Genomic DNA, 25,964 nt, shown 5'->3' on the forward strand with positions numbered 1-25,964 from the left:
TTACACATTTTACCATATGCGTACTATAGATTACTCTCATTGCAAATATTATAATACCATAAAAAATTTTTCATTTTTTCTTCAAAATAATGAAACTAAATTATAATGCAAGTATGTATTAATAAAACAATAAAGGAGGTTCATAAAAATGAAAAATATTATTCCTGCACTATTAGTCTATTTTATCGTTTGCGTTATTTCCGTTATCATCCCAGCATCTGAAGGCTATAATTATGTCGGCTGGAAGTTATTTGTTGGGCAAGTGTATGCGATACCTATTTTCTTCATTACTACGATAATCACATTTTATATAAACAAGAAAAAATCTTACGAATAAACGATTATAAGGATAGCTAACGCTATCCTTATTTTAATTCGTTAATCAAAACTTTATATCCTTTCTTCTAAAAAGTTAAACGCAACATCTGTATTTCAGCGTTTAAACGCAGTTCCTCCGAAATCCAGCTCTCTAATTTTGAAACAGATGCAATATTTTTTCAAAAAGCCCCTGTAATTTACTTTTCAATACTTCCATATCATTAAGCATACACAATGCGACTGTTTAAAAGTTAAAAATTTCTGCTTATTATAAATAAAAAAGGACAAATAGCCAATCTGACTACTTGTCCTTACTGTTCATCTGTACGCAATACGATTAAGCTTGGAATGCTTCTGTTAATACTGGTACGATTTGTTTTTTACGAGATACAACACCTTTTAAAGTAGCTGTATTGTTTTCTAGTGATACGTTGTATGCTTTCTCAACAACGTTTGCTGCTTTACCGATCGCAAGACCGACAGAATCGTTAGTTAAGATATCAGTTACAACGAATAAGAATAGGTCTAAACCTTTTTCTTCTACTACTGCAGAAATTACTTTTTCAAGTTCCGCTTGGTGTACAAGAACGTCGTTTGTATCAACAGCGTTTACTTGTGCGATTTCAACTTTCGCATTACCCATTTGGAATTCTTTAGCATCAAGAGAGATTAATTGCTCCATTGTTTTTCCGCTTAAGTCAGCACCAGCTTTTAACATTTCTAAGCCGTAGTTATCTGCATCTACACCAGCGATTTCCGCTAATTCACGAGCAGCTGCTACATCTTGTTCTGTGCAAGTTGGAGATTTGAATAGTAAAGAATCTGAAATGATTGCAGATAACATTAAACCTGCAACTTCTTTACGAATTGTTACGCCATTTTCTTTGTACATTTTGTTTAAGATTGTAGCTGTACAGCCAACTGGCTCACAACGATAGTATATAGGATCGCTTGTTTCAAAGTTAGCAATACGGTGATGGTCAATAACTTCTAACACACGAACTGATTCGATATCGTTAGCACTTTGTTGACGCTCGTTATGGTCAACTAAAATAACGTTGTCCACTTCGCTTGCTACTGTCTCAACAAAACGCGGTCCTTCTACTTTAAAATAGTCTAACGCAAATTGAGTTTCACCGCTGATTTCGCCTAAACGTACAGGCTCAGCATTCATTCCTAATTCTTTTTTCAATTCTGCATAAGCAATTGCAGAACAAATTGCATCTGTATCTGGGTTTTTATGCCCGAAAACTAGTACTTTTTCCATGTTTTCCACCTCTTCATGAAAAGGATATCTTAAAGAAGCAAATATGACAATATTTAAAGCATATTTTTTTATAAATAATTGCACTTTCTTCTATATTTTTCATCATTTTCATAAAAAAAATCATCTAAAATGAATTAGATGATCGAAATGTATGTTTCAATTAAAATAGTGTAGGAGCTTGCACTACATTGTTAAAAGCAAAATTTGAGGATAAGCCATTATTCAAAAGGTTTACATCTATAACTTGATAAAACGCATTTCCAGTGTCTGCAATTTCCCAAACAGCTAAAATAAGATGGTATCCACTACGGTCAGTTGGTACATTTGCTTCGTGCGTTACTGTTGTCCCTGGTCTAGCTCCACCGTCATTTTTTACATAGAATGGCACTAAATCTAAATCTGATCGCGTCAAAGGTTTATTTGGATTCCAACCTTTTTTCGTAATATAATATTTCCACTCTTTCGTACTATGAGGAGCCGTTAGTTTCCACTTGAATGTATTCGTCCCGCCATTTAACGTAACTTTCTTCCACCTATCTACAGTTTGAACATCTAAAGCGGGAAAATGACCAGCCCCTGCAATTTGTCCATCAGAAGGTCCTAGTTGTGGAAATCCACCTATCCCTTCTACACTTTGTGGTTCATATTGAATTGGTCCACAATTTACATTTACACCTTGCTTACATAAATAAGATCGGCTCGCTGGTGATTCTACATATCCATGAGCTGAAGCCTTTTCTGAAAACCCAAATGTTAATAATCCCGTAAGTAATACGCCACCACTTAAAATAACTTTCTTCATCTTTTGTAAACTATTCTTTTTCATTCTTTCATCCCCTTCCCATAATAAAGCGAAAATAACTATAGTCGGCTAGTCATCTTCTCTACATTTATTATAAGACGAGAATCATTACTAAAAGAACCCTCTAAAAACTTTCTCAAATTCATTTAGTGCGTTAATTAGATTATAATTAACTATTTTAACACCGCCAGAAAAATATAGACGGTGTTAAAAATAGTCGTTTATTATTCACTTACTAATAATTAAGCACTCTCCCCGTTTGATTATAACTTAAATGTTTTTATAATAAAGAACCGTAGCATCTAACTTTCCATTCGGAGAAATTGCATACCCTGGTATTGTTCCAACTTCTTGGTAGTCTAGTGATTTGTACAATTTATTGGAAGGATCTCCTTCTCTAGTATCTAATACTAAAAGAGACCTGTTTTCTTGCTTTGCTCGTTCCTCTGCTTTTTGCATAAGCGATCGTCCAATACCGTTTCGTCTAAAGTTTGGATGAGTCATTAATTTGCAAATCTCAGCTCTATGAATTCCGTTAGGCTTAGTAACTAATTGTAATTGAATACTCCCTGCTACTTCGTTGTTTATTTTAGCCACATACAATATCACTTCTGGCGCTAATACTGTTTGCCAATACTTTGTTGCATCTTTTTGTTCCAGTGGAGGCAAAAAACCAATTGATGCCCCATCATTTACAACCATTTTCAAAAGTTTCGAAAGTTCTTCTATATCATTTTCTAGTTTCTTAATTTCTTCAATTACTAAATTTCGCATTACTTTTCCCCCTTTTGTTTCATTGTAACAATTTTTAAAGAAGGAATAATGAAATAATAAGAGGAATTTATAGTTAAGATATGATTTTTTGTGAAAGGATAACGATATGAAATATATATTAGATAGAATGTACGCAAAAGAATTACTCGAATGGGCATATGAACAAAACCCGGGCCCTTGGTTTGAACATTCACTACATGTTGCTCATGCAACTGAAAACATAATTATAGAACTTATAAAAAAAGGGTACAAGCTAGATGCTGACATAGCATATAACGCTGCCCTTTTGCATGATATCGGAAGATACAAAGGTTTTACCAAATCGGTCATTCATTCCTATGATGGTTATATGTATATGAATGATTTAGGGTATACAGGAAACGCTGTTATTTGTGTGACACACTCATTCCCATGCAAAAATGAACATATAGATATCGCAGCAGAATGGAGTCTCGTTCCTGACCATATGAGAAGCCGATTAGTTGAAATATTAAATGAACATTGTAACTACGACTTATACAATAAAGTAATTACTCTTTGTGACGCTCTTGCTGATGCGGATGGCTTTACTACGCTGGAAAGAAGATTAATTTCTGTTGGTTTGCGTCATGGTACAACATCTCATACATCTTTACATTGGAAAGGGTTTTATGCGATTAAGAAAGAATTAGAAGCTTTAATCGGTAAGAGTATATACACAGTTCTTCCTGATGTAGAAAAATCTATTTATGAAGATATAGAATATTAAAGTGAATACAAATTGAAAACGATAAAATTTGTATGTATGTTTCTAAAAGACTCTTTCAAAAGTGGAGGGATTTCTTATTAGTAAAATAGGATTTGACTTGATAAACCTTGAGAGGAATTTTGATTTTGGCTATGAAGATATAAAAGAGATTTCTATGAGATGTAAATTTTCTAACTGTTCACATACAAATGAACCAAACTGCGCGGTTAAAAGAGCTATATCTGACGGTGCTCTTTCTGAAGAAGTAGTTAACAGTTACTATAGAGATTTTAATGAGGCACATTATGTTTCTAAACAGAAAAACAAAACAAAAGCTATTGATTATATGAAACAATTGAAGCTTTTTACAAAACCTTAAAACTAAATAAATAGTTTTTATTTCTCATTCCTACTAAATTTAAAATTCTCCATTATTGTATAACCATAAATTGAACCCATCCTAGATAATTTTTATACTTAAATTTAATTTCACATAAAAAACGTTTTAAACATAAAATTTAAAACGTTTTTTTATTCAATGCTTTTGATTTTTCAATTCTGTTAAACACTCTTGCACTAAAGTTACCGCTTGACTCATCGCAGCTCCGCCAGCAAATGCTGCTGAAACACCACATGCTTCCAGAATCTCTTTATCCGAACATCCTTGATCAAGACAACCTTTTGTATGATAAATTGTACAATACTCATCTTGCGTTGCTAAACTAATTCCTAATGCAATAAGTTGTTTTTCTCTTTTTGTTAAAGAACCCTCTTGAAAACAAGCTTGCGTGAACGCATTATATGTCTCAGCGATTTCAGGAATTTGATTTGTAAAACTACCTATACCTTCTTTATAATGATGTAGAATATCATTTATCGAACTATGTTGCTCATGTTCCATCTTATTCCCTCCAGTCATATTATCCATACTTATTGTAGTATGTGATGAAATGGAGGCAATATACCTTCTTTTAAATTAAGAATTTTCAATTAATTTGAGTTATAATTTTAAATTATCATCGACAATAACTTTTTCTCTAGAACTTTTTCTTTCAACCTCTTTACTTCTTTCTTCCCAAAATGTTAATCCTTCAATCCCCACATTTTTAGGATTAAATACTGGATCTTTCCCTTCTTTTTTCTGCGTTTCATAATCTTTTAACACTTTTAATGCGGTTTTACTTAAAAGTAAGATTGCGATTAAGTTTAACCATGCCATACTACCGATTCCTAAATCTCCAAGATTCCATAAAAGCGACGCTGATTCAACGCTACCGATGTAAACCATAATTAAAAATCCAAATTTCAAAACTGGTTTTAACCAGCCATACTTCAGTTGACGATCTAAATAAGTAAGTGTCGTTTCAGCGATATAGTAATAAGCGAGTAACGTTGTAAATGCAAAAAAGAAAATCGCAATTGAAATAAATATTGGACCAAACCCTGTTATCACAGTTTCAACTGCTTGTTGTGTATAAATTGGACCAGCTTCCACATTTCCTATGTTTTGTACAATGGCGGTTTTCCCTTCAGGTATAACATTATACATACCTGTTATTAAAATCATAAGAGCTGTCGCTGTACATACGACAATTGTATCGATATATACGGAAAACGCTTGAACTAATCCTTGTTTTGCGGGATGCGATACTTCAGCAGCCGCCGAACTATACGTCGCTTCTCCGACACCAGCAACGTTTGAAAATACAGCGCGTTTTACGCCCCATGCAATAGCTGCACCAACAATTCCACCAAACATTTCATTTACACCAAATGCGCTAGAGAAAATTAAAGCAAACATACTTGGAATCTCCGTTACATTCGCAATTAATATGATACATGTAACAATTACATAACCAATTGCCATAAATGGAACAAGCATTTGAGAAACGCCAGCAATTCTCTTTACACCACCAAAAATAATTGCTGCTAGTAACACGACTAAAAATATACCAGTTATATATTTGCTAATACCATTAGAGTTTTCAAATCCAACTGCGATACTACTAGATTGAATACCTGGTAATAACACGCCATATGAAAGTGTTACAACTACTGCTACAATGACTGCAAACCATTTCATTTTCAAACCTTTCTCAATGAAATATGGAGTACCGCCGCGATATTCATTCCCTACTTTACTTTTGTATACTTGAGATAATGTTGATTCTACAAACGCGCTCGCTGCCCCTAACAAAGCCATTACCCACATCCAAAATACAGCTCCAGGACCGCCGAAAGCAATTGCTGTCGCTACCCCTGCAATATTACCAATTCCAACTCTTCCTGATAAGGCTAAACAAAATGCCTGAAAAGATGATATTCCCGTCTCTGAACTCTTTCCTTCAAATAATAGTTTAATCATCTCTTTAAAATAACGGATTTGCAAAAAGCGTGTTGCAATCGTGAAATATACGCCTGCCCCTAATGCAAAAACAACTAAACCGATACTCCACACTTGCCCTACTAACCATTCTACTAAATTCTCCATCCAAATCCCCCTTATCATTCTTTGGAAAAGCAATTTTGTATATAAAAAAAACGGACAACTATTATCAAACTTTCTAGTTGTCCGCATCTTTCATTATTTCATCCCTCAATTTTTATCAGTAAAACGCCCTATTACTTTATATTTACCCAAACACTTTTCACTTCTGTATAATTATCAAGCGCATATGAACCTAATTCGCGGCCAATACCAGATTGTTTATATCCACCAAATGGTGTAGCTGCATTTTCTAAGTTATAATCATTAATCCACACTGTTCCTGCTTTTAATTTATTTGCTACTTGATGACCCGTTTTGATATTTTGCGTCCATACACCCGCAGCAAGGCCATAGGATGAGTTGTTCGCTCGTTCAATTACTTCTTCTGTCGAATCAAATGGAAGTACGACAACAACTGGTCCAAATATTTCTTCCTTAACGATTGTCATATCGTCTGTAACATCTGTGAATATAGTTGGCTTAACGAAATAACCTTTTTCAAGCGCACGTTCGCCACCAGCCGCAACTGTAGCACCTTCTTTCTTCCCTTGCTCAATGTAATTTAACACACGCTCTTGTTGTTTCTTAGATACGAGTGGACCCATTTCCGTTCCTTTCTCCATACCTGCTCCAAGTTTTACGTTGTTCGCCATTTTCACAAGTGCATCTACTACAGTTTCATAATGTTTACGATGAACAAATACACGTGATCCTGCGCTACAATTTTGACCGTGATTATACATAATACCTTGGAATGCACCATTTATCGCTTCTTCCAAGTCCGCATCTTCTAAAATGATATTTGGTGATTTTCCGCCAAGCTCTAACGTTACATGCTTAATCATTTCTGCAGATTGACGCATAATATACTTTCCTGTAACAGTAGATCCTGTAAAAGCAACTTTATCAATGTCATGATGATTTACAATTGCAGCCCCTGCTTCAGGACCAAAGCCTGATACAAAGTTTACAACGCCGTTTGGAAATCCAGCCTCTTTAAAGAGTTTCGCTGTATATAGTAAAGATAAAGGCGTTTGCTCTGCTGGCTTTAATACAATCGTACAACCTGTCGCCAGTGCAGCTCCCATTTTCCAAGAAGACATAACAAGCGGAAAATTCCACGGAATAATTTGTCCTACAACACCAACAGGTTCATGTCTCGTATAATTCAAGTAATCTTTTGAAATCGGGATTGTTTGCCCAATAATTTTTGTAGCCCATCCTGCGTAATAACGATAATTTTCTACAGTCGCTGAAATATCATCATCAAGTGCTACTTGATATGGCTTTCCATTATCTAAAGCTTCTAGTTGCGCTAATTCTTCTCTATGTTCTTCAATTAAATCTGCTAATTTATAAATAAGATGCGCTCTTTCAGCAGTAGCCATTTCTGCCCACGGGCCAGATTCAAATGCAGATCTTGCCGCTTTTACTGCAGCATCAATATCCTCTTCTTGCGCTTCACATACGACTGCTAGAACCTCTTCTGTTGCTGGATTGTACGTTTCAAACGTCTTTCCGCCAATAGCAGAAACAAATTCGCCATTAATAAACATTTTAATTTCTTCATTTAAAAACGCTTCCACTTTTGGTTTCAGCTCAATATTTGTCTTTAACATTATGTTCTCCTCCTTATTTAAACAGCTGCATGAGCTGCAATATTTGATAAAACCGTTTGAAGCTTTTGATCTTCTTCTACAGTTAACCCTAGTCTTGGATAGCGAGAAGGTCCTCCCGCTTGCCCATGTAATTCCATAGAACGTTTAACGATTTGAACATATTTCCCTGATCCTTCAAGAAACTCACAAAGTGGTAAAATAGCATCGTTTATTTCCCACGCCTTTTCTAATTCACCATTTTGAAAATGCTCATACATTTTTGTAACGAGACCGGGAACGATATTTCCTGCTACTGAAACCCATCCCGAGGCACCAACTAAATATGATTCCATAACTAAATCTTCAGAACCACAGAAGACTTGGAAAGCCCCTTCACTTTGTCTTACTAAATCTCTCGCTTTTCGAATATCTCCGCTAGATTCTTTAATATGTGTAACATTTTCACACTCTTTTCCAATACGGAGCATTAGCTCTGTACTCATATCAACACCAGAAGTAAATGGATTATTGTATAACATAATTGGTATATTTACAGAGTTTGAGATTTCTTTAAAATGAAAATAAATCTCCTCTTCCTTCGGTTTACAATAGTAAGAGTTTATAATTAATGCACAATCCGCTCCGTGCGCTTCTGCATGTTTCGTATATTCAATTGTTTCTTTCGTCGTCTCTGCTGCAGTTCCAACAATAACTGGAATACGGCCATCAATTTCTTTCAACACGGTTGCTACCATTTTAAATCGTTCTTCTTTTGATAAACTTACAAATTCTCCTGTACTTCCATTAATGATGATACCTGCAACGTTTTGTTCGATAAAGTAATTTACATTTTGCTTTACCCCATCCCAATTAATTTCCTGAAATTCATCCATCGGTGTTATTAATACTGGAAATGCCCCTTTAATTTTTTGCATATTTATCTCTCCTTATCACATTTTATTTTAATAAGAAACCTGCCGGAAACGGATCCGTAGGGTCTAATAGAAACGTCTGCATCCCTGTAATAAACCCTCTACTTTCAAAACGGAAAATGTATCCTAGTTCCTCCTTCTTCACTTTCTCCACAGTTATAAAACTATTAAATATACTTTCATTTTTAAAAGGTTTATCCGCCATATAATCATTTTTAAATAACGCATGAACATAGGAAACAATAGTAGAAACAAAACCTGGCGAATGTACGATAAAGTTATCTTCATGAAATGTAATCGATTTTATATGGTTCTTTTCTTTTTGCGAAGGATCTACTAAAATAAGCCTTTTTATTAGCGACTGTTTTTGTATAGTCTGTAGTGTAGCTTCTCCCCATCTTTTCAATTCAGAAATGTTTTCCATGCGAATTTCTGGCGAATACGCACCTTTCTCTACAACTGCATATACTTTATCTGCTTGTATGAGAGAATAACTTACATTACCAACCTGTAAATTTTCCTCAATCATATAGCATAGTTTGCTTTCAAACGAAACCGATATAACTTCATCATTCTCTACATACGCATGAACTAAAAATATTCCAGATAACGTTTCAATTTTGTATTGATTGGACTCTCTCTTTTTTAAATACCCACTTTCGAGTAACATCGTTATTACTGCAACAATGCCTCCATAATGAAGCGGAACCGAACCTTCATGATTAAAAAATAATACAGCTGCATCCACTTCGTTATAGATAGATGGAACGACAATACACCCATTCAAACCGATAAAACCACGTGGTTCATTTAATAAAAGCTTCATCTCTTCTGCTAATTCACCTGAAAATTGTTCATTTAATTGCTCCAAACTGTAGTAGTATTTGCATGGTACGTCTTTCATTACACGAAATGCCTCGCCATTTACATGTACGTCTACTGCTGTATACATTTTTTGAATGTTCATTTTATATCCTCCGTTTCATGTTCCATCGGCGGAATTAGCAAAAATCCTTCTTTAAGTGGATCCATTTCATTGTAAAAAAATCTATGCATACCCATAAGCCAAGCTGATCCCGTAATTTTCGTTATGACAGCTTCAATATTTTCAACATGTGTCGTATTCATGACATATCCTTTAAATAAAGAACCAACGATACTCTCATGAATGAACTCTTCACCAATTTCGATTTCTTTCTGAGCGTATAATACAGCTAGCTTCGCAGATGTTCCTGTACCGCATGGAGATCGATCTATTCCGCCTGGTGGTACAACAACTGTATTTTTCACATGCGCACATTCATGAGTAGGATCTGTATAAAATTCAACATGTGTTAATCCTCTTATAAACGAATACTCTGGATGAGTGATTTCAAACTTCTCATTAATTGTGTTTCTTATATGAATCGCCTTATCGATGATTGTAGATGCATTTTCTGGTACTAATTCTAGATCTACTGATTTCGCATCAATAATGGCATAAAAATTCCCTCCATACGCAATATCAGCCTCTATAGTCCCAATGTCTTTCACTTGTACAGTAATATTTTTCAATAAAAAAGCTGGTATGTTACAGAAAGATACTTCTTTTGCTTTTCCATCTTGAACAGCAATATCTACTTCAACTAAGCCAGCCGGTGTATCTAGTTTTAAAGAAGTAATCGGTTCAACTACCGGAATTAAACCTGATTCAACTAACGCTGTACATACACCGATTGTATCGTGACCACACATCGGTAAATATCCACCTGTCTCTATGTATATAACACCTATATCAGCCTCAGGATGACATGGGTCTGTTAATAATGCTCCTGACATTACATCATGACCACGCGGTTCATTCATTAACAATTTTCGAATCCAATCATACTCCTTTTTCATATGTAACATCTTCTCTGCCATCGTCTCTCCAATCAACTTTGGAAGTCCACTAATTAATGTCCTCGTTGGATTCCCACCTGTGTGTGTATCAATCGTCGTAAAGACTCTTTGTGACCTCATCCGTTTAACACCCTTTCTGTAAAACGACTCAAACGAAGTGGTTCAATAGGAATAATTGTCTCTTTTTCATTTAATAACTCTTCAATTACTTTTCCAGTAACTGCTGCAAGACTAATCCCATCACCTTCATGTCCAGCGGCAATGAAATAATTCGGAATATGTTCCACTCGTGAAATAATCGGTAAATGATCTTCTGTCCACGGACGTAAACCAGCGTAAGAACGAATTACCATCATATCTGCCATTTTCGGATAAAAGCGAATTGCTCTATTTGCGATACATTTAATGACTTCATTATTTATCCTCGTATGAAATCCTACAAATTCACGACTACTACCAATTAAGAAATTTTGACTTTCAGTAGGCTCAAATACGAGCGCAACCCCGTATTTTTCAGTTAAAGCATCCACTTTTCGTTTTCCGCCAAATTTAGAAATTAAATAACCGAATTCCATTACTTTACGGCATCCTACGTGTTGTTGCCTTGAAGCTACAATAATATGCCCTTTTCTCGGTTCAATTGGTATATTTATATTTAACATCTGACCAATCTTAGGAGCCCACACACCGGCTGCATTTACAACTTGTTTTGCTGTAAAAGTTCCATTCGTAGTTTCTACAACAAATGAACCATCCGTCTCTATTTCCATACTCTTTACTTCCGTCTGCTTAAAAGCTTTTGCGCCAAACTTTTGTGCCTCTGACAGAAGCGAGAAAGCAAGGAGATATGGATTCACAGTTGAATCCGTCGCACATTCTAAACCGCCTAATAAATCATCAGCAAAAAAAGGCGACTCTTCCCTTATATCTTGCCTATCAAGCATTCGAAACGGTAATCCAGCTTCTTGTTGCCGATTTACCCATTGCTGCGCAGCTTCCATCTCTTCGTCTGACTCACATACGAGAATACTTCCTGGTGCCCTATATTCAAATGAATGCTCTAATTCTTCACTTAAATCAGTTACTAATTTTTGACTTACTAAAGACATTTGACTATCAAATCCCGGGTCTTTATCAATGGCCAAAATATTCCCATCACACCGTGAAGACGTCCCGCTGACAAATTCCCCTTTTTCAATGATTGTTACGTCTCTTCCGTATTTTGAAGTGTAATAAGCGATAGAACACCCTATTATTCCACCACCTATAATTAAAACGTCGCAGTGCCTCACAATATACTCCTCCTTTCCTAGCCCTCTCACTTTCTTTTTATGCAATTGACGTGCCAATTCTGTACATATACAATTTTTATAAAAAATATTTTTATTTGTAATAATATTTTAAATTCATAGTAAATAGGTGTATTATTTTTTTATCACTGTCAAAATTTTTATACATAACAGGAGGACATTATGGAATTCTCATTTCCGACTATACAAGAATTTTTGGAAAGCGTTTTAATCAATCATACATGTAGCCTTGATCGCATTAAGAAAATAAACGAAAGGTTTTATTACCTCCCTTCTACTACAGAAGAATATAATTGCGCAATTATTTATGTAGATGACTCATTCACTGCATTAATTGACGCTTTTTCTTATGAATTAGCTGTTATCATCCTTAACGAAAACGATGAGCCGATATGCTGTATAACTTCTCAGCAAATGATTCCATTTCTTTATAAGTCCTACAATGAACTACAGTCATTTTATGACACTGTAATACAAACAACTGACTCTTCTGTTACAGTAATTGATAGTAAAGAATGCGTTCGAACTTGGACAGATGGTGCTGAAAAAATATTTTCAGTCAACCATAATGAGATTATTGGGCAACCGATTACTCGTTTTTTTGATTATAAAGACTTGGAAATTTTACAATCTTTACATGATGGAAAAAGCATAGTCGCTCAGTTCCATCAGCCTCGCCCCGATTTATTCGTATTAATTAATTCAAATCCAGTTTATTGTAATGATGAAATTATAGGAGCAGTCGTTTCAGAAACAGATGTTACAAATCAAGTCGCTTTAAATGAAAAACTATTTAATATGTCACATGAAATGCACCGTTTAGAACAAGAAGTGGCAAAGTATAAAGATGAATCCGATCCATTCCTTGCGATGAATGGAAAAAGTCCTGTTATACAAAGAACGATACAATTAGCTAGAAAAGTTTGTTCGGTGAAATCAACTGTTTTAATACTTGGGGAAAGCGGAGTTGGAAAAGAAGTATTTGCGAAAGCAATTCATGAAGCAAGTGAAGCAGCGAAGGCGCCTTTCATTTCGATTAACTGCGGGGCAATTCCAGAAGCATTATTTGAAAGTGAATTATTCGGTTACGAGCGTGGGGCGTTTTCTGGAGCAAATAGTAAAGGAAAAAAAGGTAAAATTGAACTCGCGCAAGGCGGTACTTTATTTCTTGATGAAATAGGTGAAATGCCACTTGATATGCAAGTAAAACTGTTACGTGTACTGCAAGAGCGAAAGTATTACCGAGTTGGTGGTGAAAAAGAAATTAATATTGATTTCCGTATTATCGCTGCTACAAATCGTGATTTACAAGAAGAAATGAGAAAAGGAACTTTCCGAGAAGATTTATATTACCGCTTAAATGTAGTTAGCTTGCAGATTCCACCGCTGCGCGAAAGACGCGAGGATATTATTGAATTAACCTATTCTTTCTTAAACGATTTTTCAATCAACTATAACAGACCAATTCGTGACTTACCTTCAAGCATTATGCATGAACTGCTTCATTACAATTGGCCAGGTAATATTCGCGAACTTCGAAACGTTGTTGAACGGCTTGTGGTATTCGCAACAGACGGAATTATAAAACAAGAATATTTACCATTTCATACGACTGAAACTTTAGACAACCATACAGCCCATTTCCTATTACTCAGCAACAATAATACAATCCTTTCTTTACAAGAAGAGATGGATGAGCATGAGAAAAAAGTTATTGAAAGGGCTTTACGAATTTTAAATGGGAATAAATTAGAATGCGCAAAACAACTTGGTGTAACAAGGGCTACTTTATATAACCGTTTAAAGAAACTTGGACTTCAATAAAGAAGCAGTATGCACCGATCAGGCATTTACAGATAGCCCTCTCCTCCTCTATATTGGCATGATTTTTGCATATATAATTTGTGAAAACCGAACTAGAGGAGGAATACACATGACAAATAAAAACAACTTAATCGTTTGTCGTTGTGAAGAGGTTACATATGGGCAACTTCAATCGACAATTGCTGAATATAACTGCTCGGCAAGAGAATTAAAACTAAGAACACGTGCTGGCATGGGATTTTGCGGTGGTCGCACATGCAGAATAATGATAGATCGAATGATTGAAAATGCGAATCCTGACGTAACTCTTAATGAACTACCGTTAAAATATCAACCACCAATACGTGCAGTTACTTTTGGATCGGTAGGTGAAAGTAAATGAGTAGAATTACACATCACCCTATTTTAGGCACTTTACAAAGTAGTAAGCGTATTACCTTTCAATTTAACGGTCATCAATACGAAGCATATGAACATGAAACGATAGCTGCTGCCCTGTTAGCAAATGGAATTAGGACAGTAAGAGTTCATGAAGATAGCGGAACACCGCGAGGTATTTATTGTAATATCGGGCACTGTTCCGAATGCCGCATGACAGTAAATAATCAAACAAATGTACGCGCATGCTTAACTGTTGTAGAAGAAAACATGGTTGTTGAAAGCGGGAAACAGCATCCGAATATCGTGAGAGAGATGGTGAAAAAACGATGAGTGATGTAATTATTATTGGTGCAGGGCCAGCGGGATTATCTGCTTCTATTTCTTGTGCTCGTTTCGGACTAAAAGTGCTCGTTATTGATGAATTTATGAAGCCGGGCGGGAGATTGTTAGGACAGTTGCATCAAGAGCCTACTGGAGAATGGTGGAACGGAATAAAAGAATCGAAGCGACTTCATGAAGAAGCAGCATCACTTTCAGTACATATCAGGTGCGGTGTTTCGGTCTATAATTTAGATAGAGATGAAAACAATTGGTTTGTACATACTAATATCGGTACGTTAGAAGCACCTTTCGTACTACTTGCTACTGGAGCTGCGGAATATTCTATCCCCCTTCCTGGCTGGACACTTCCAGGAGTGATGTCAATTGGAGCAGCTCAAGTTATGACAAATGTTCATCGCGTGCAAGTTGGAAAAAAAGGAATTATTATTGGTGCTAACATTTTGTCTTTCGCCATTTTAAGTGAATTGCAATTAGCGGGAATTACAGTGGATCATATTGTACTCCCTGAGAAAAGCGAGTTAAGTCAAAAAGCTGGTGAACCTGAAGAAGTTTTAAACTCTCTTTTAAATGCAGCACATCTCGCTCCTTCTGCTATTTTGCGAATAGGTAGCCACTTTATGAAATATGATTGGGTTCGAAAAGCTGGATTAACATTCTATCCAAACAGCGGAATGAAAATAAACGGAACGCCACTTCACCTTCGGAAAGCAGCTCTTGAAATTATCGGAACAGATCAAGTTGAAGGTGTACGTGTTGCTAATATTGACTCTAAAGGAAATGTTATTAATGGATCAGAGAAAATATATGAAGCAGATTTTGTTTGTATTGCCGGGGGATTATACCCACTTGCCGAACTTGCAGCTGTAGCTGGTTGTCCCTTCCATTACATTTCAGAATTAGGTGGACACGTTCCTCTCCATTCCGAAACAATGGAAACTCCTCTTCCTGGTTTATTTGTAGCTGGCAATATTACAGGCATTGAAAGCGGAAAAATTGCGATGGCGCAAGGAACAGTTGCAGGTCTATCTATTGCTAAATATGCAAGCAAAAAACGTGATATAGTCGACCAACAATTATCTCACGCCATTCAAAACGTTCACTTTGTTCGTCAGAAATCTGCAATTCAGTTTAATCCGATGGTAGATATCGGTAGACGAAAGATGAATGAAATTTGGCGTGATTACTCATCTACATATGCACATACTAAAAAGAGCTGCTGAGATTATTCTCAACAGCTCTCTTCTCTACTCATCTGAGTTATTAAATTTCGCTAATGCGTAAATGCCTTCTTCATCATCTAATTCAAGTTGTAATCTCGCTGCGAATGGATTGACATTATATTCTCTGTCAAGCAATAAGCGTAAAGCTTCGATTAAGTTTGCTTGAATTAAAATTTGCTGGCGACCATTTACCTCTACTTCCGCAGAGAAACCGTAGTCGTCATCATACATGAGTTCAACTAATACTTCTTCTGGACCCACTTGTCTTTTTTCAGCGATATATATACAAAGCGCATTTATAAGCTCTTGTTCAGAAATTTTTATTGTTTCCATGCTACTTCATCTGCCTTCTTCTTACGTTGGTCTTTGAAGTATTTAAATGCACGAACTGCTAACATTACGATACCAGCCATTACTAACATATTTACCATAAATGCTAATACAGAACCAAGAGCTCCCATATTTGCAAATAAGCTACCCATTAGTAAACCACCAAGACCACCTAGTAATAAACCTTTCATAAAGCTTCCTTTATTACTTTTTGGTGCCGTGTTTGTTGCTTTCGTTTTTGAATCTGGAGTCGTTTTTTGAGAATTTACATTTGAGTCTTTTTTGTTTAAATCAACTTTTGACTTTTGACCTGAACTTGGTGTAAATGATTTTTTACCAGATTTGTAACTTTTCGCTGCTGCATGATCTACGAACATAAAGCTGCTAGCCCCAAAGATAACCATGAATGCTGTCATTACTGCTACAAGTTTTTTCAACATATTATATCCATTCTCCTTTTATATAGATATATGTGAAATCTATCTTTCTAGTAAATTCAGAATGATAGATTTGTTTTTAAGAACATTTTAAAGGTTCTTATGAACTTATTATATGAACTTTTGTCGAAATATGCAAGTATTATTTACTTTCAACAGTTTGGTCACAAAGGAAAAATTAAGCAAAACAGAATTGACTTTAAATGAAACAAAACATATTATAAGTTCATAAGAACTTTTTATTATTTTGGAGGTGAAAAGATGGAAACATTTCATCTCACACGAAACGAAATGGCTACCCTTCTTCTATCACTAAGAGGATGGAATACGAAAAAGCCTCTCGGTATTTTACAAGAAGCTTGGGCAAAGTCACATAAAAAAGATATTGAAAGCGGACAAAGCGTTACAGCTTTTATTACTACCGCACTTTCACCTATTTTTGAAAAGCTGATTAAAATTGACGATACTGATGTCGGTTTTTCTTTAAATGAAATAGTTGCGCTTGGCAATCAGATTGAAAACACAAGTTTCTCTGTAACTGCTATGCAAAACTGGGTGAAACGAGATATAAAAGAAATGATTGGCTCTCCTCAAAAAGGGAAAAAATATTCAATTGAACAAGCAGCCTTACTATTTATTGTCGAAGATTTAAAAACAGCACTTGATTTTGAATCCATTCGTAAGCTATTACGCCTTATTGTAAATGACCCAGCCGATCGAAGTGATGATTTAATCAATCCTGTTCATTTATATGTAGCATACTCTTCTTTATTTGAAGAACTCAATCAAGGGAATTGCTTACAATTAAATGCAACAGATACCGTTCATACAATTGAAAACATCGTAAAAGAAAAAGCTGATAAAATCGCAAGTAAGTTCGATCAAATTAATAACGAACAACGCGAAGCAATTCGTAACGCTATTATTATTGCGACCCTTTCTGTACATACCGCTTATGTACAAATGTTAGCAAAGCGTTACGTAACAGCAACTTTATTTTTACAGAACTTAGATGTCAAGCCTTAAAAAATAGGAGCAGAAATGCTTCTATTTTTTATGAGAAATTTTTAATAATCTTTTCATTAACCCTTCATGAAAACGTGGCTTATATACTTTACTATAATACTTATGAGAGACATAAAAGAATTGAAATAGCAATCCCCTATGCAAATAAGGTATAATCTACATATGGTGAACCTTTTATGCGATTAAATAAAAGGTTCTTATAATCAAAAATTCATAAACTAGAAGGTGCAACAATGTTAAGTAGTTTTATTCATTCAGTATTAACGTTTTTTGAAGGATTAGGTTATTGGGGCATTATGCTTGGACTTATGATTGAGATTATCCCAAGTGAAATTGTCCTTGCTTATGCAGGATACTTAGTATTCAATGGAAGTATCTCATTTATAGGCGCAGTTGTATTCGGTACAATTGGCGGTGTTATTGCCCAAATCTTTATTTATTGGCTTGGACGATATGGTGGACGCCCTATATTAGAACGTTATGGAAAATATATTTTCATACATAAAAAGCAAATAGACGCTGCAGAAGATTGGTTTAATCGTTACGGAACTGGTGTCATTTTTACAGCACGCTTCATTCCAGTAGTGCGTCATGCGATTTCAATTCCTGCTGGTATTACAAAAATGCCTTTACTACGTTTCACTACACTAACAGCACTTGCGATTATCCCTTGGTCTATTATTTTCATTTATTTAGGTGAAAAACTAGGTGAAAATTGGGAAAATATTAACGATATTGCTGGTCCGTATGTGAAATCATTCGCAATTGGTGGCGTCGTACTTATACTTTTATACTTCGTTATAAAAAAATGGACAAAAAAGCGTAAAAATCTTGCTTAAGAATATAAAAAAGCCGCTATAAATTCAGAATTATAGCGGTTTTTTATTTATATTAATCTTCAGGAATTATATAACACCTTTCCATCTACATTTATATGGATAAGCAACCATTCAATCATTTCTTTCGTATATTATCTCAAAAAGGAGTGATTCCCCTATGCATTGGCAGCAAAAAATACAATACTTAATCGGACGTCCTAACGGCATTTCTTTCATGAACGGGCAAGGAACTTCTGGTGTATTATGTTCAGCGCATGATGATCAATTATATGTGTATGAATACCTTATCAAGCCCAGTTCGCAATGAAACATTATGATTATAGACAGATTCAAGATATACATGCATTCCCAAATTGTCCTCACCAAAATCCTCTATACTAAAAAAATCGGAACGGCTCATAGCCATTCCGATTTCTATACTTTATTTCTCAGAATTAAATTTTTGCACTGCTTCATCAAAATAAATCCAACCTTTCCAGCCTAAATGAATCGTATCTTTTAAGAAATACTTATCATATTCATGACCAGAGAAATCAACTACTGGATATCCTGCTTTCTCAACCTGCTCTCGAACTTTTTTATAATACACTTCACGGCGTTCTTTCGGGAAGCCAGTATAATCATACCAAGGCCCATTTACAGGTACAGAAATAAAGAGTGGTTTGACATTTTTCTCTTTAAATAAATCTAAAATAATTTGTAAATCATCGTATTCTGGTGATTCATCATATGTTTCATTTGCTCTAAAGTTTTTTAAACCTTTTAGTTTTTTCTTCAGATTATTTTTATGATAATACGGATTTTCAATTCCGAATGTATTTGTAGTAGACTCTGCTTTCCCTTCTTGTTCTGCGTGTTTACGTGCGTCTTCCCAAGAAATTGAACGAAGTCCGATATTTGTTTTCTCTTTCATCGGTTCGATTTTAAATAAAGAGTTAAATAAATCTCTATGATCTAAAATATTTCGATGCATATAAGCAAGTGGTTTAACTAAACCTGCTTTTATGTTATGTTTCGTATCATTATATACAATACCTTCTAATGAATTTTTTAATATATCATCTTCTTGAACAACTTTATAATCTAATAGCCGTTTCGCGATTTGCTTCTTCATTCCTGGATTTATCTCATCATTAAAAATAAAATGATATGCTTGTTGTTTGGAGAAATTATTAGTGAAATCCCCTTGTGATACACCAGTCTTTGTAAACCATTGTGGTGAAAGAACAAACACTACTTTTTTACCTTCTAATTCATCCATAGTAGATGTCATATTTAAAATATGAGCTAAACTTTGTGTACCACCAGTTCCAATTAAAAACGGTGTAAAACCAGCTGGATTTACTTTGAAATAATTAGACGGATGATATGCATCCATTCGTAAAAATTCTGATGAACCGTACATCGGTAAATACTGTGAATTCTCTAACATTTTTTGCTGTAAGAAAACACTTTGTAATTTCTCTTTTTGTAAAGAAGTTGCCGCATCTTCTACCTTCTTATCACTAATAAGCGATACTAAACTTTTCGATGGGATTAGAATGATAATGAAAAAAAGCACACACGCTAAAATTATAGGACCAAAAGCATGCTTCATTTTCATCTTCTGTCCCTCTTTCTATCGTTATTAAATTGTAACCCTTGTTTTTGACACGTCATCTTTTCTCTCCTTTGTCTCTATACATGTTCCATTCTATTTATCTATTATATACATGTATGTATTTCCTTCCTTGTTCTATTAAGCCCTATATAAATAGCGCAAGAAAATGTTTCCATAGAAACATGTTAATTATACAAGATTCTACATAAATTTCACACTGGAATTTTAGTAATAATTTTATTTTTTAACAATGAAAAAATATATGAAATGTCTAGAATTCTTTGGATGATGTATGGAGTTCAAAATATGATAATAAGCGCCCGCTATGATCAACTTCATGAGTATATATAAACCCGAGCTTTCGTAAAAGTTTTTTCGAGCTCTCATTTGCTACTTTAACTCTAGCAATTATTCTTGTTACATTCAAAGTCTCTATTGCATATTTAATGGAAGCCTCTGCTGCTTCTAATGCATACCCATTCCTCCAATGTTCTGGGTCAAGAAGATACATAATTTCTATTTCACCTGTTTCATCTACCTTTCTTAAACCACAATGTCCTAAAAGCTTTCCTGTTTCACTATTAAATAACAACCATACCCCGAAGTCATACTGTTCCCAATGTAAGATAAGTTGCCCAATATAATCATTTGTTTCTTCCTTCGACATTCCTCTTGATTTAGCCAGCCATTTGCCAACAGTATCTTTTTTTAATATGTTATAAAACTGATCAATATCTTCTACAATTGGTTTCCTCATAAATAATCTTTTTGTATAAATTACTTTCTCTTCTTCAAACATAGACATCATTTTCCCTCCAAATACTGTTTACAGACTAATAAATTATACCATGAACTATTTTTCTAACTTTAAATAAGAAAAAACAGACTATCACATACGTGAAGTCTGTTTCCCCATTCTTTTATTTTTGTAAATCTGCCCATTTTAAACTTGTAGCTGGACCAAATTGATGTACATATAAATCTTTCACATATGGTTTTTGTAAGTAAGATAATCCACGCTGGAATACCGGTGCAATTACTGCATCATCAAGTAGCATTTTTTCAGCATCTTGCATTGCTTTCCAGCGAGCCTTTTCATCATTACCTAATTCTGTTTTAATCTTCTTAATTAATGCATCATATTCTGGATTTGCATATTCTGTATTATTAACACTGCTTCCAGAAAGGAATACTTCTAAGTAAGTCATTGGATCTGGATAATCTGGTAACCAGCGTGATAACGACATTTCATATTCTTTCTTCTTCTCAAGTGCTAATTTTTGCGTATGCGGCTGTAATTTCACATTCACTTTTAATCCTGGTAAGTTTTTCTCAAGCTGCTCTTTAATGTACTCTCCAACTTTTTTAAAGTTTTCTAAGTCATAATTTAATAATTCTAAAGTCACTTCATTTGTACCTGTCTCTTGTTTTGCTTTCTCCCAATATTCCTTCGCCTGTTTTACATTTGTCTTATTAAACTCACCAGACGTACTTCTAAAATCTTTCTTATCTGGGCCCTTTAAAAATCCTTTTGGTACGTAATAGTTCGCTGCAACCGATCCATCATTTAAAAATGAATCTGCGAGTCCCTTCTTATCAAAAACTGTACTTAGCGCAAGACGTGCATTTTTATTTTTAAGAATCGGTACATTTTCATTAAATCGGAAGAAGTACATAACTGGATCTGTATATTGTTTTAGCTCTTTATTATTTTTATATTTATCTACGAATTCTGTAGAAATAACAGCTCTATCAACTTTATCTGTTTCATATAAATTTACCGCAGTTGAAATTTCTTTTACAATTTGATAGTTTACTTCATCTAACTTCACTTCTTTTTTATCCCAATACTTATCGTTTTTCTTCATTGTAAAGCTAGCTTCATGCTTCCACTCTGATAATGTAAACGGTCCATTATATACCGCTTTATTTGCTTCTAATCCATATTTATCACCTTGCTCTTTCGCATATTTTTCGTTAATTGGATAGAAGGATGGTAAAATTAATAATTTCGTAAAATACGGTACAGGATGTTCTAGCTCTACGACGAATGTTTTATCATCCTTCGCTTTTACTCCTAATTCATCTAGACCTAGTTGTTTTTTATTTATCTTCTCAGCATTTTTTACATCGTACGCAATGTATGCATATTGAGAAGCTGTATCTGGATTAATCAATTGCTTCCAAGCGTATACGTAATCATGGGCGGTTACTGGATCTCCGTTAGACCATTTCGCATCATGCAATTGGAATGTATATGTCTTTCCATCTTTACTCACTTCATATTTTTGTGCGCCGGCTTCAATTACTTCATCATTTTTCGATAGACGAAATAGTCCTTCCATTACGTTATTCAAAACGTTAAACGAGACTGCATCTGTTACTTTCCCTGAATTTAACGACGGAATTTCACCCGTTTCTAGTAACTGTAATACTTTCTTCTCATCTTTGGGCTTTGTTGCAGTTTTTTCTTTTGCGCAGCCAACTAAAAATGAAGAAACTAATAGAGTACTAACTAATGAGTAACGAACAACTTTTTTCATTTAAAAACCCCCTCTATTTTTAAGGTAAGTAACGACGAGCACCAGCGTATTCTTCTATATATCCTGGTGTATTTAGCGGTATAATCTCTACCGATCTTTCAGCTCTTGGTGAGTGAATCATATTGCCATCACCAATATACATTGCGACGTGATGGACACTACCTTTCCCTTGATCATGTGCAAAGAAAATTAAATCTCCTTTTTGTAGATTTTCTTTATCAACTGCAACTCCTGCTCTTGATTGCGGTCCAGAATCTCGGGGAATTGTAATGCCGTGCGATTTATAGATCGTATGCGTGAAGCCAGAGCAATCAAATCCAAAACCACTTGTACCAGCCCATATATACGGTAATCCTAAAAACATTTTCCCTGTGTTAATTAAATCATCGGCCGCCGGAGTTGGAATATCAGTTTGAGATTGGTAAACTGTTCCATCATTTTTACGTATCCATGCTTTTTGCCCATTTGGCAACAATACACGGTATGAAATTGTGTCTTCACTTAATAGCGGCAGTCTTGTATTATAACTGACTTCAAGTGATTTATGTTTTTCAGAAGGGTTTATATATAAAATCGCTGTTGGTTTGGTTATTAAGACAAAAGGTTCATTTGTTTTATCTGCAAATTCTTGATTATATGTTAATTGTTTTTCAGGCATCCAGCCCGGATAACCTTCTTCATTTCGGGGTGTTGGCTGTCCATGCACTAATACCTTCACCCATTCGCCTTTCTTATCAATAACAGTTACTTCTTGACCGAGTAACGCTTGTGTTTCTAATTTATTTGCATTTGTTAACCATAGTTTCTCGTCAAGTGTCATTGATTTCGTCCATTTCCATAGATCCACTGGATTTGTTGTACTCGGTGTATCGATTGGCCTTAATGAATCAGGTACTGTCCATAACGTTGCAGCAGATACATCTATAAATGCTTTATTATCCTTCTTTTCTTCAGCATTTGCCGATGTAAACGATGAAAATATAAATAAAGTTGTTAAAAATGCAGTTCCTACTTTTTTCATATTTATCCCCCTTAAAAGATAGTTTACTAGTCTCTTCTCCTAAGACTTACTATTCACTGTCGATTGAAGGTTTACCTTTGATCCAGAATAAGTCATTCCTTCTGGATCTTCCATTAACCAAAGCGGTGCATCAAGATCAAAATAATGAATATTAGGATGCGCTGCCGCTAAATGCGCAACAGCACTAACGGAAAGTGAAGATTCCATCATGCTGCCCACCATACACTTCACACCAGCTGTTTCTGCGATATCTGCAATACGCCATGCTTCACGTATACCACCACATTTCATTAATTTAATATTAATGAAGTCTGCATATCTTCCTTGAACGAGCTTTAATGCGTCACTTGCTGAAAATATACTTTCATCGGCCATAATTGGCGTTTGCACACGATCTTTGACATACTTTAGCCCATCCCAATCTTTCGCATGTACTGGTTGTTCAATAAATTCTATATTTAAATTACGATTTTCCATTTCTTGAATAATAGAGACCGCTTCTTTTGGACTCCAACCTTGATTCGCATCTAAACGTAATATCGTATTTCTTGGTACCACATTTCGAATTGCCTCAATACGTTCCAAATCTAAATGCGCCTCTTTACCCACTTTAATCTTTAATGTTTGAAATCCTTTTTCTATATGTTTCTTCGCTTCTTTTGCCATTAATACAGGCTCATCCACACTCACTGTAATATCGGTATGAATTTCTTTCTTCCCGCCTAACAAGGCATATAACGGCACATTTTGATATTGGCAATATACATCATATAAAGCGATATCTACCGCTGCTTTCGCACTTGAATTTCCAATACAACTCATTTGAATGCCCTGTAGTAACTGCTGAAACTGAATGATATTTTGACCAATTAAACATGAACGCATCGGTCCTAAAATCGCTTCTTCCATTCCGCTGGTGAAATCCCCCGTAATAACTGGCGTTGCGGCTGCAGCCCCCTTACCAATCACTCCTTCGTCTGTATGAATATAAACATCTATACTTTCAATTTCTGTTACAGTACGAAGCGCGGTTTTAAACGGTGTATGCAGTTTTACACGTCTACGATTTACTTTTACATCTGTAATTTTCATTTTGTTCATCCTTTCATTCTCCAATGAAGTGAAATTTTAATCCACCGGAGATTTATACCCACGGATTATTAGGTAAACCTATTGGGCATTTACTCTTCTATCTCTCTACTTTGTTTTCGTTCACTTTTGATGTAGGACGATAATGTGAAATAAAAAAATCCAGCCATAAGAATGATTCTTACGGCTGGATTTTGTCTATGATTGAGTAGACAAAGCAGCAATCTGATTATATTTTTTCTGTGCATCTTTTAGCGCTACAAGTAACGCTTTTTGAGAAGAACCGAAATATCGGTTCTTTACTTCCATTACTAACGCCGGGTCATTTATATTTTTATGTAGAAATAAATATTTAACAAATTGAGATGTTAATGCAATTGTCGCTGAGCAGTCTGCATCTACAATTTCCCCTGTATCCTTAACAAGTATAAATGCTACGAAATAGCTTTTAAACTTTTCAGTAATGGGATTATTTTGAGGTGCTTTCGCATCCCCTACGATATAAATTGTATTTGAAGCGTACACAGCTATCTTCCTTTCTTATACGAGGATAACGGGTTTCTTAATAGTCGTATGAGCGAGGAACTCAACGTTGATTAAAAAATGTATCCGCTTACCTTGTATTATAATATAATTGACAGAATTTTAACAACATTTATTTTAGTGCATATTCCATATTTATGAAAATAGCTTAAACTCTTCATTTCTACAATATGTGATTGTTCCTTGTACCATGACATTCATACATAAAAAACTGCACCCCCAATTGTTAGACGGTGTCTAACAATTGGGGGTGCAGTTCAATGGCTAACTGTTTTTATTACTTTGGCATCACAAATATAGTTTCATTTGACTTAGAAAATTGATACTCTTTTCTCGCTAACTTCAAAATTTCTTCCTCATCGTCTGTTAAATTTTCTATGTTAGTCTTTAAAGAATCTTTATCTTTCTTTAAAGATACTAATTGCTTCTTTTGATCCGTAATCGTATCTTTCTTTTTATCAATTACTTCTTGTTGTTTCGTTAAAATATATTGAACATATAGAGTAGTTGCCGCAATAAAAAGGACCATTAAAATAAGTCGCCTTAACTTCTTTTTATTTATCCTACGCTTGTCACTAGGTTGTGATAATTGCTCTGGTATATTAGGAACATTTACTCGCTCGAGTTTCCTCATTCAAATCCCCCTAACCCATATTTTTCACTACCATCGGC

Annotated in this window: 28 protein-coding genes and 1 pseudogene; 10 read left to right on the forward strand and 19 right to left on the reverse strand. The window is 34.9% G+C overall.

The genetic code is table 11. The annotated features are described in order from the left end of the window. Nucleotides 1-148 precede the first annotated feature (148 nt). Nucleotides 149-337, forward strand: a complete 189-nt coding sequence (locus ACS2CR_RS17875; protein ID WP_000789486.1) for a DUF4017 family protein — start codon at nucleotides 149-151, stop codon at nucleotides 335-337. A gap of 318 nt (nucleotides 338-655) precedes the next feature. Here ACS2CR_RS17875 and ppaC read toward each other — a convergent pair whose 3' ends face one another. The 3 genes from ppaC to ACS2CR_RS17890 all read right to left on the reverse strand — a co-directional run bounded on the left by ppaC (nucleotide 656) and on the right by ACS2CR_RS17890 (nucleotide 3,161). Then, a complete protein-coding gene (ppaC, locus tag ACS2CR_RS17880; RefSeq protein WP_000416865.1) occupies nucleotides 656-1,585 on the reverse strand; it encodes a manganese-dependent inorganic pyrophosphatase in 930 nt (309 codons plus the stop codon). A 160-nt stretch (nucleotides 1,586-1,745) separates the two neighbouring features. Further along, nucleotides 1,746-2,411 carry a lytic polysaccharide monooxygenase gene (locus ACS2CR_RS17885; RefSeq protein ID WP_000742279.1) on the reverse strand — a complete coding sequence of 222 codons (666 nt, stop codon included), beginning with the start codon at nucleotides 2,409-2,411 and terminating at the stop codon, nucleotides 1,746-1,748. Between the two features lie 246 nt (nucleotides 2,412-2,657). Then, nucleotides 2,658-3,161, reverse strand: coding sequence for a GNAT family N-acetyltransferase (locus tag ACS2CR_RS17890; protein ID WP_001245250.1), 504 nt, complete (start codon nucleotides 3,159-3,161; stop codon nucleotides 2,658-2,660). A 106-nt stretch (nucleotides 3,162-3,267) separates the two neighbouring features. Between ACS2CR_RS17890 and ACS2CR_RS17895 the strand changes: the two genes are divergently transcribed. Both ACS2CR_RS17895 and ACS2CR_RS17900 read left to right on the forward strand, forming a co-directional pair. Beyond that, entirely contained in the window at nucleotides 3,268-3,909 is a 642-nt protein-coding gene (locus ACS2CR_RS17895) for an HD domain-containing protein (protein WP_000874102.1), read from the forward strand. A 61-nt stretch (nucleotides 3,910-3,970) separates the two neighbouring features. Then, nucleotides 3,971-4,267 carry a hypothetical protein gene (locus tag ACS2CR_RS17900; RefSeq protein ID WP_000398282.1) on the forward strand — a complete coding sequence of 99 codons (297 nt, stop codon included), beginning with the start codon at nucleotides 3,971-3,973 and terminating at the stop codon, nucleotides 4,265-4,267. 156 nt (nucleotides 4,268-4,423) lie between these two features. Here the strand turns inward: ACS2CR_RS17900 and ACS2CR_RS17905 are convergent, their stop codons facing one another. The 7 genes from ACS2CR_RS17905 to ACS2CR_RS17935 form a co-directional block, all read right to left on the reverse strand. After that, nucleotides 4,424-4,816 (reverse strand): carboxymuconolactone decarboxylase family protein, encoded by a 393-nt coding sequence (locus ACS2CR_RS17905; protein ID WP_002005224.1) that lies wholly within the window; start codon nucleotides 4,814-4,816, stop codon nucleotides 4,424-4,426. 72 nt (nucleotides 4,817-4,888) lie between these two features. Next, nucleotides 4,889-6,379 carry an alanine/glycine:cation symporter family protein gene (locus ACS2CR_RS17910; RefSeq protein WP_016110139.1) on the reverse strand — a complete coding sequence of 497 codons (1,491 nt, stop codon included), beginning with the start codon at nucleotides 6,377-6,379 and terminating at the stop codon, nucleotides 4,889-4,891. Nucleotides 6,380-6,510: 131 nt separating this feature from the next. Next, nucleotides 6,511-7,995 carry an aldehyde dehydrogenase family protein gene (locus ACS2CR_RS17915; RefSeq protein ID WP_000920982.1) on the reverse strand — a complete coding sequence of 495 codons (1,485 nt, stop codon included), beginning with the start codon at nucleotides 7,993-7,995 and terminating at the stop codon, nucleotides 6,511-6,513. Nucleotides 7,996-8,012: 17 nt separating this feature from the next. Continuing rightward, on the reverse strand, nucleotides 8,013-8,909 hold the full coding sequence (gene dapA / locus ACS2CR_RS17920) for a 4-hydroxy-tetrahydrodipicolinate synthase (protein WP_153602581.1): 897 nt from the start codon (nucleotides 8,907-8,909) through the stop codon (nucleotides 8,013-8,015). A gap of 22 nt (nucleotides 8,910-8,931) precedes the next feature. Next, a complete protein-coding gene (locus ACS2CR_RS17925) occupies nucleotides 8,932-9,873 on the reverse strand; it encodes a proline racemase family protein (protein WP_016110140.1) in 942 nt (313 codons plus the stop codon). Next, nucleotides 9,870-10,907, reverse strand: coding sequence for a proline racemase family protein (locus tag ACS2CR_RS17930; RefSeq protein WP_001257540.1), 1,038 nt, complete (start codon nucleotides 10,905-10,907; stop codon nucleotides 9,870-9,872). Before ACS2CR_RS17930 ends, ACS2CR_RS17925 begins: the two co-directional genes overlap by 4 nt. Beyond that, the gene (locus tag ACS2CR_RS17935; protein ID WP_001215267.1) at nucleotides 10,904-12,079 is read right to left on the reverse strand and encodes an NAD(P)/FAD-dependent oxidoreductase; all 1,176 of its coding nucleotides are present in this window, start codon (nucleotides 12,077-12,079) and stop codon (nucleotides 10,904-10,906) included. The genes ACS2CR_RS17930 and ACS2CR_RS17935 overlap by 4 nt, the downstream gene beginning before the upstream one ends. Nucleotides 12,080-12,259: 180 nt before the next feature. Here ACS2CR_RS17935 and ACS2CR_RS17940 point away from each other — a divergent pair, with 180 nt between their 5' ends. From ACS2CR_RS17940 to ACS2CR_RS17955, 4 genes are all read left to right on the forward strand, one after another. Continuing rightward, nucleotides 12,260-13,921, forward strand: coding sequence for a sigma-54 interaction domain-containing protein (locus tag ACS2CR_RS17940; RefSeq protein WP_053512417.1), 1,662 nt, complete (start codon nucleotides 12,260-12,262; stop codon nucleotides 13,919-13,921). A gap of 109 nt (nucleotides 13,922-14,030) precedes the next feature. Then, a complete protein-coding gene (locus ACS2CR_RS17945; RefSeq protein ID WP_000182619.1) occupies nucleotides 14,031-14,303 on the forward strand; it encodes a (2Fe-2S)-binding protein in 273 nt (90 codons plus the stop codon). Next, nucleotides 14,300-14,632 carry a (2Fe-2S)-binding protein gene (locus ACS2CR_RS17950; protein WP_016110142.1) on the forward strand — a complete coding sequence of 111 codons (333 nt, stop codon included), beginning with the start codon at nucleotides 14,300-14,302 and terminating at the stop codon, nucleotides 14,630-14,632. The genes ACS2CR_RS17945 and ACS2CR_RS17950 overlap by 4 nt, the downstream gene beginning before the upstream one ends. Then, complete coding sequence (locus ACS2CR_RS17955; protein WP_016110143.1) at nucleotides 14,629-15,864, forward strand: NAD(P)/FAD-dependent oxidoreductase; 1,236 nt, start codon at nucleotides 14,629-14,631, stop codon at nucleotides 15,862-15,864. Before ACS2CR_RS17950 ends, ACS2CR_RS17955 begins: the two co-directional genes overlap by 4 nt. A gap of 24 nt (nucleotides 15,865-15,888) precedes the next feature. Here the strand turns inward: ACS2CR_RS17955 and ACS2CR_RS17960 are convergent, their stop codons facing one another. Together ACS2CR_RS17960 and ACS2CR_RS17965 are read right to left on the reverse strand one after the other, a co-directional pair. Then, the gene (locus ACS2CR_RS17960) at nucleotides 15,889-16,197 is read right to left on the reverse strand and encodes a YxcD family protein (protein WP_000447747.1); all 309 of its coding nucleotides are present in this window, start codon (nucleotides 16,195-16,197) and stop codon (nucleotides 15,889-15,891) included. Continuing rightward, entirely contained in the window at nucleotides 16,185-16,634 is a 450-nt protein-coding gene (locus ACS2CR_RS17965) for a hypothetical protein (protein ID WP_000914478.1), read from the reverse strand. The genes ACS2CR_RS17960 and ACS2CR_RS17965 overlap by 13 nt, the downstream gene beginning before the upstream one ends. Before the next feature lie 258 nt (nucleotides 16,635-16,892). On the opposite strand from ACS2CR_RS17965, the gene ACS2CR_RS17970 reads away from it, so the two are divergent. From ACS2CR_RS17970 to ACS2CR_RS17980, 3 genes and pseudogenes are all read left to right on the forward strand, one after another. Beyond that, the gene (locus ACS2CR_RS17970) at nucleotides 16,893-17,657 is read left to right on the forward strand and encodes a DUF1836 domain-containing protein (protein ID WP_000447231.1); all 765 of its coding nucleotides are present in this window, start codon (nucleotides 16,893-16,895) and stop codon (nucleotides 17,655-17,657) included. Nucleotides 17,658-17,890: 233 nt separating this feature from the next. Then, on the forward strand, nucleotides 17,891-18,496 hold the full coding sequence (locus tag ACS2CR_RS17975) for a DedA family protein (RefSeq protein WP_000952913.1): 606 nt from the start codon (nucleotides 17,891-17,893) through the stop codon (nucleotides 18,494-18,496). Nucleotides 18,497-18,653: 157 nt separating this feature from the next. Next, nucleotides 18,654-18,877 (forward strand): annotated as a pseudogene (locus tag ACS2CR_RS17980) (hypothetical protein). A 40-nt stretch (nucleotides 18,878-18,917) separates the two neighbouring features. On the opposite strand, the gene dltD reads toward ACS2CR_RS17980, so the two are convergent. The 7 genes from dltD to ACS2CR_RS18015 all read right to left on the reverse strand — a co-directional run bounded on the left by dltD (nucleotide 18,918) and on the right by ACS2CR_RS18015 (nucleotide 25,926). Further along, nucleotides 18,918-20,099: a D-alanyl-lipoteichoic acid biosynthesis protein DltD gene (gene dltD / locus ACS2CR_RS17985; protein WP_000782305.1), complete on the reverse strand. Its 1,182-nt coding sequence runs from the start codon at nucleotides 20,097-20,099 to the stop codon at nucleotides 18,918-18,920. Between the two features lie 268 nt (nucleotides 20,100-20,367). Further along, a complete protein-coding gene (locus ACS2CR_RS17990; protein ID WP_000061613.1) occupies nucleotides 20,368-20,901 on the reverse strand; it encodes a GNAT family N-acetyltransferase in 534 nt (177 codons plus the stop codon). Nucleotides 20,902-21,016: 115 nt separating this feature from the next. Beyond that, entirely contained in the window at nucleotides 21,017-22,639 is a 1,623-nt protein-coding gene (locus tag ACS2CR_RS17995) for a peptide ABC transporter substrate-binding protein (RefSeq protein WP_000758258.1), read from the reverse strand. 19 nt (nucleotides 22,640-22,658) lie between these two features. Next, the gene (locus ACS2CR_RS18000; RefSeq protein WP_000755430.1) at nucleotides 22,659-23,660 is read right to left on the reverse strand and encodes a C40 family peptidase; all 1,002 of its coding nucleotides are present in this window, start codon (nucleotides 23,658-23,660) and stop codon (nucleotides 22,659-22,661) included. Between the two features lie 39 nt (nucleotides 23,661-23,699). Further along, complete coding sequence (locus ACS2CR_RS18005) at nucleotides 23,700-24,761, reverse strand: dipeptide epimerase (protein ID WP_140159910.1); 1,062 nt, start codon at nucleotides 24,759-24,761, stop codon at nucleotides 23,700-23,702. Between the two features lie 186 nt (nucleotides 24,762-24,947). Further along, complete coding sequence (locus ACS2CR_RS18010; RefSeq protein ID WP_000271312.1) at nucleotides 24,948-25,274, reverse strand: DUF3870 domain-containing protein; 327 nt, start codon at nucleotides 25,272-25,274, stop codon at nucleotides 24,948-24,950. A gap of 295 nt (nucleotides 25,275-25,569) precedes the next feature. Beyond that, a complete protein-coding gene (locus ACS2CR_RS18015) occupies nucleotides 25,570-25,926 on the reverse strand; it encodes an FtsB family cell division protein (RefSeq protein WP_001228371.1) in 357 nt (118 codons plus the stop codon). Between the last annotated feature and the right edge of the window lie 38 nt (nucleotides 25,927-25,964).

The organism is Bacillus cereus group sp. BceL291 (assembly GCF_051776705.1).
In the GTDB taxonomy this organism is placed as follows: Bacteria; Bacillota; Bacilli; order Bacillales; family Bacillaceae_G; genus Bacillus_A; species Bacillus_A cereus.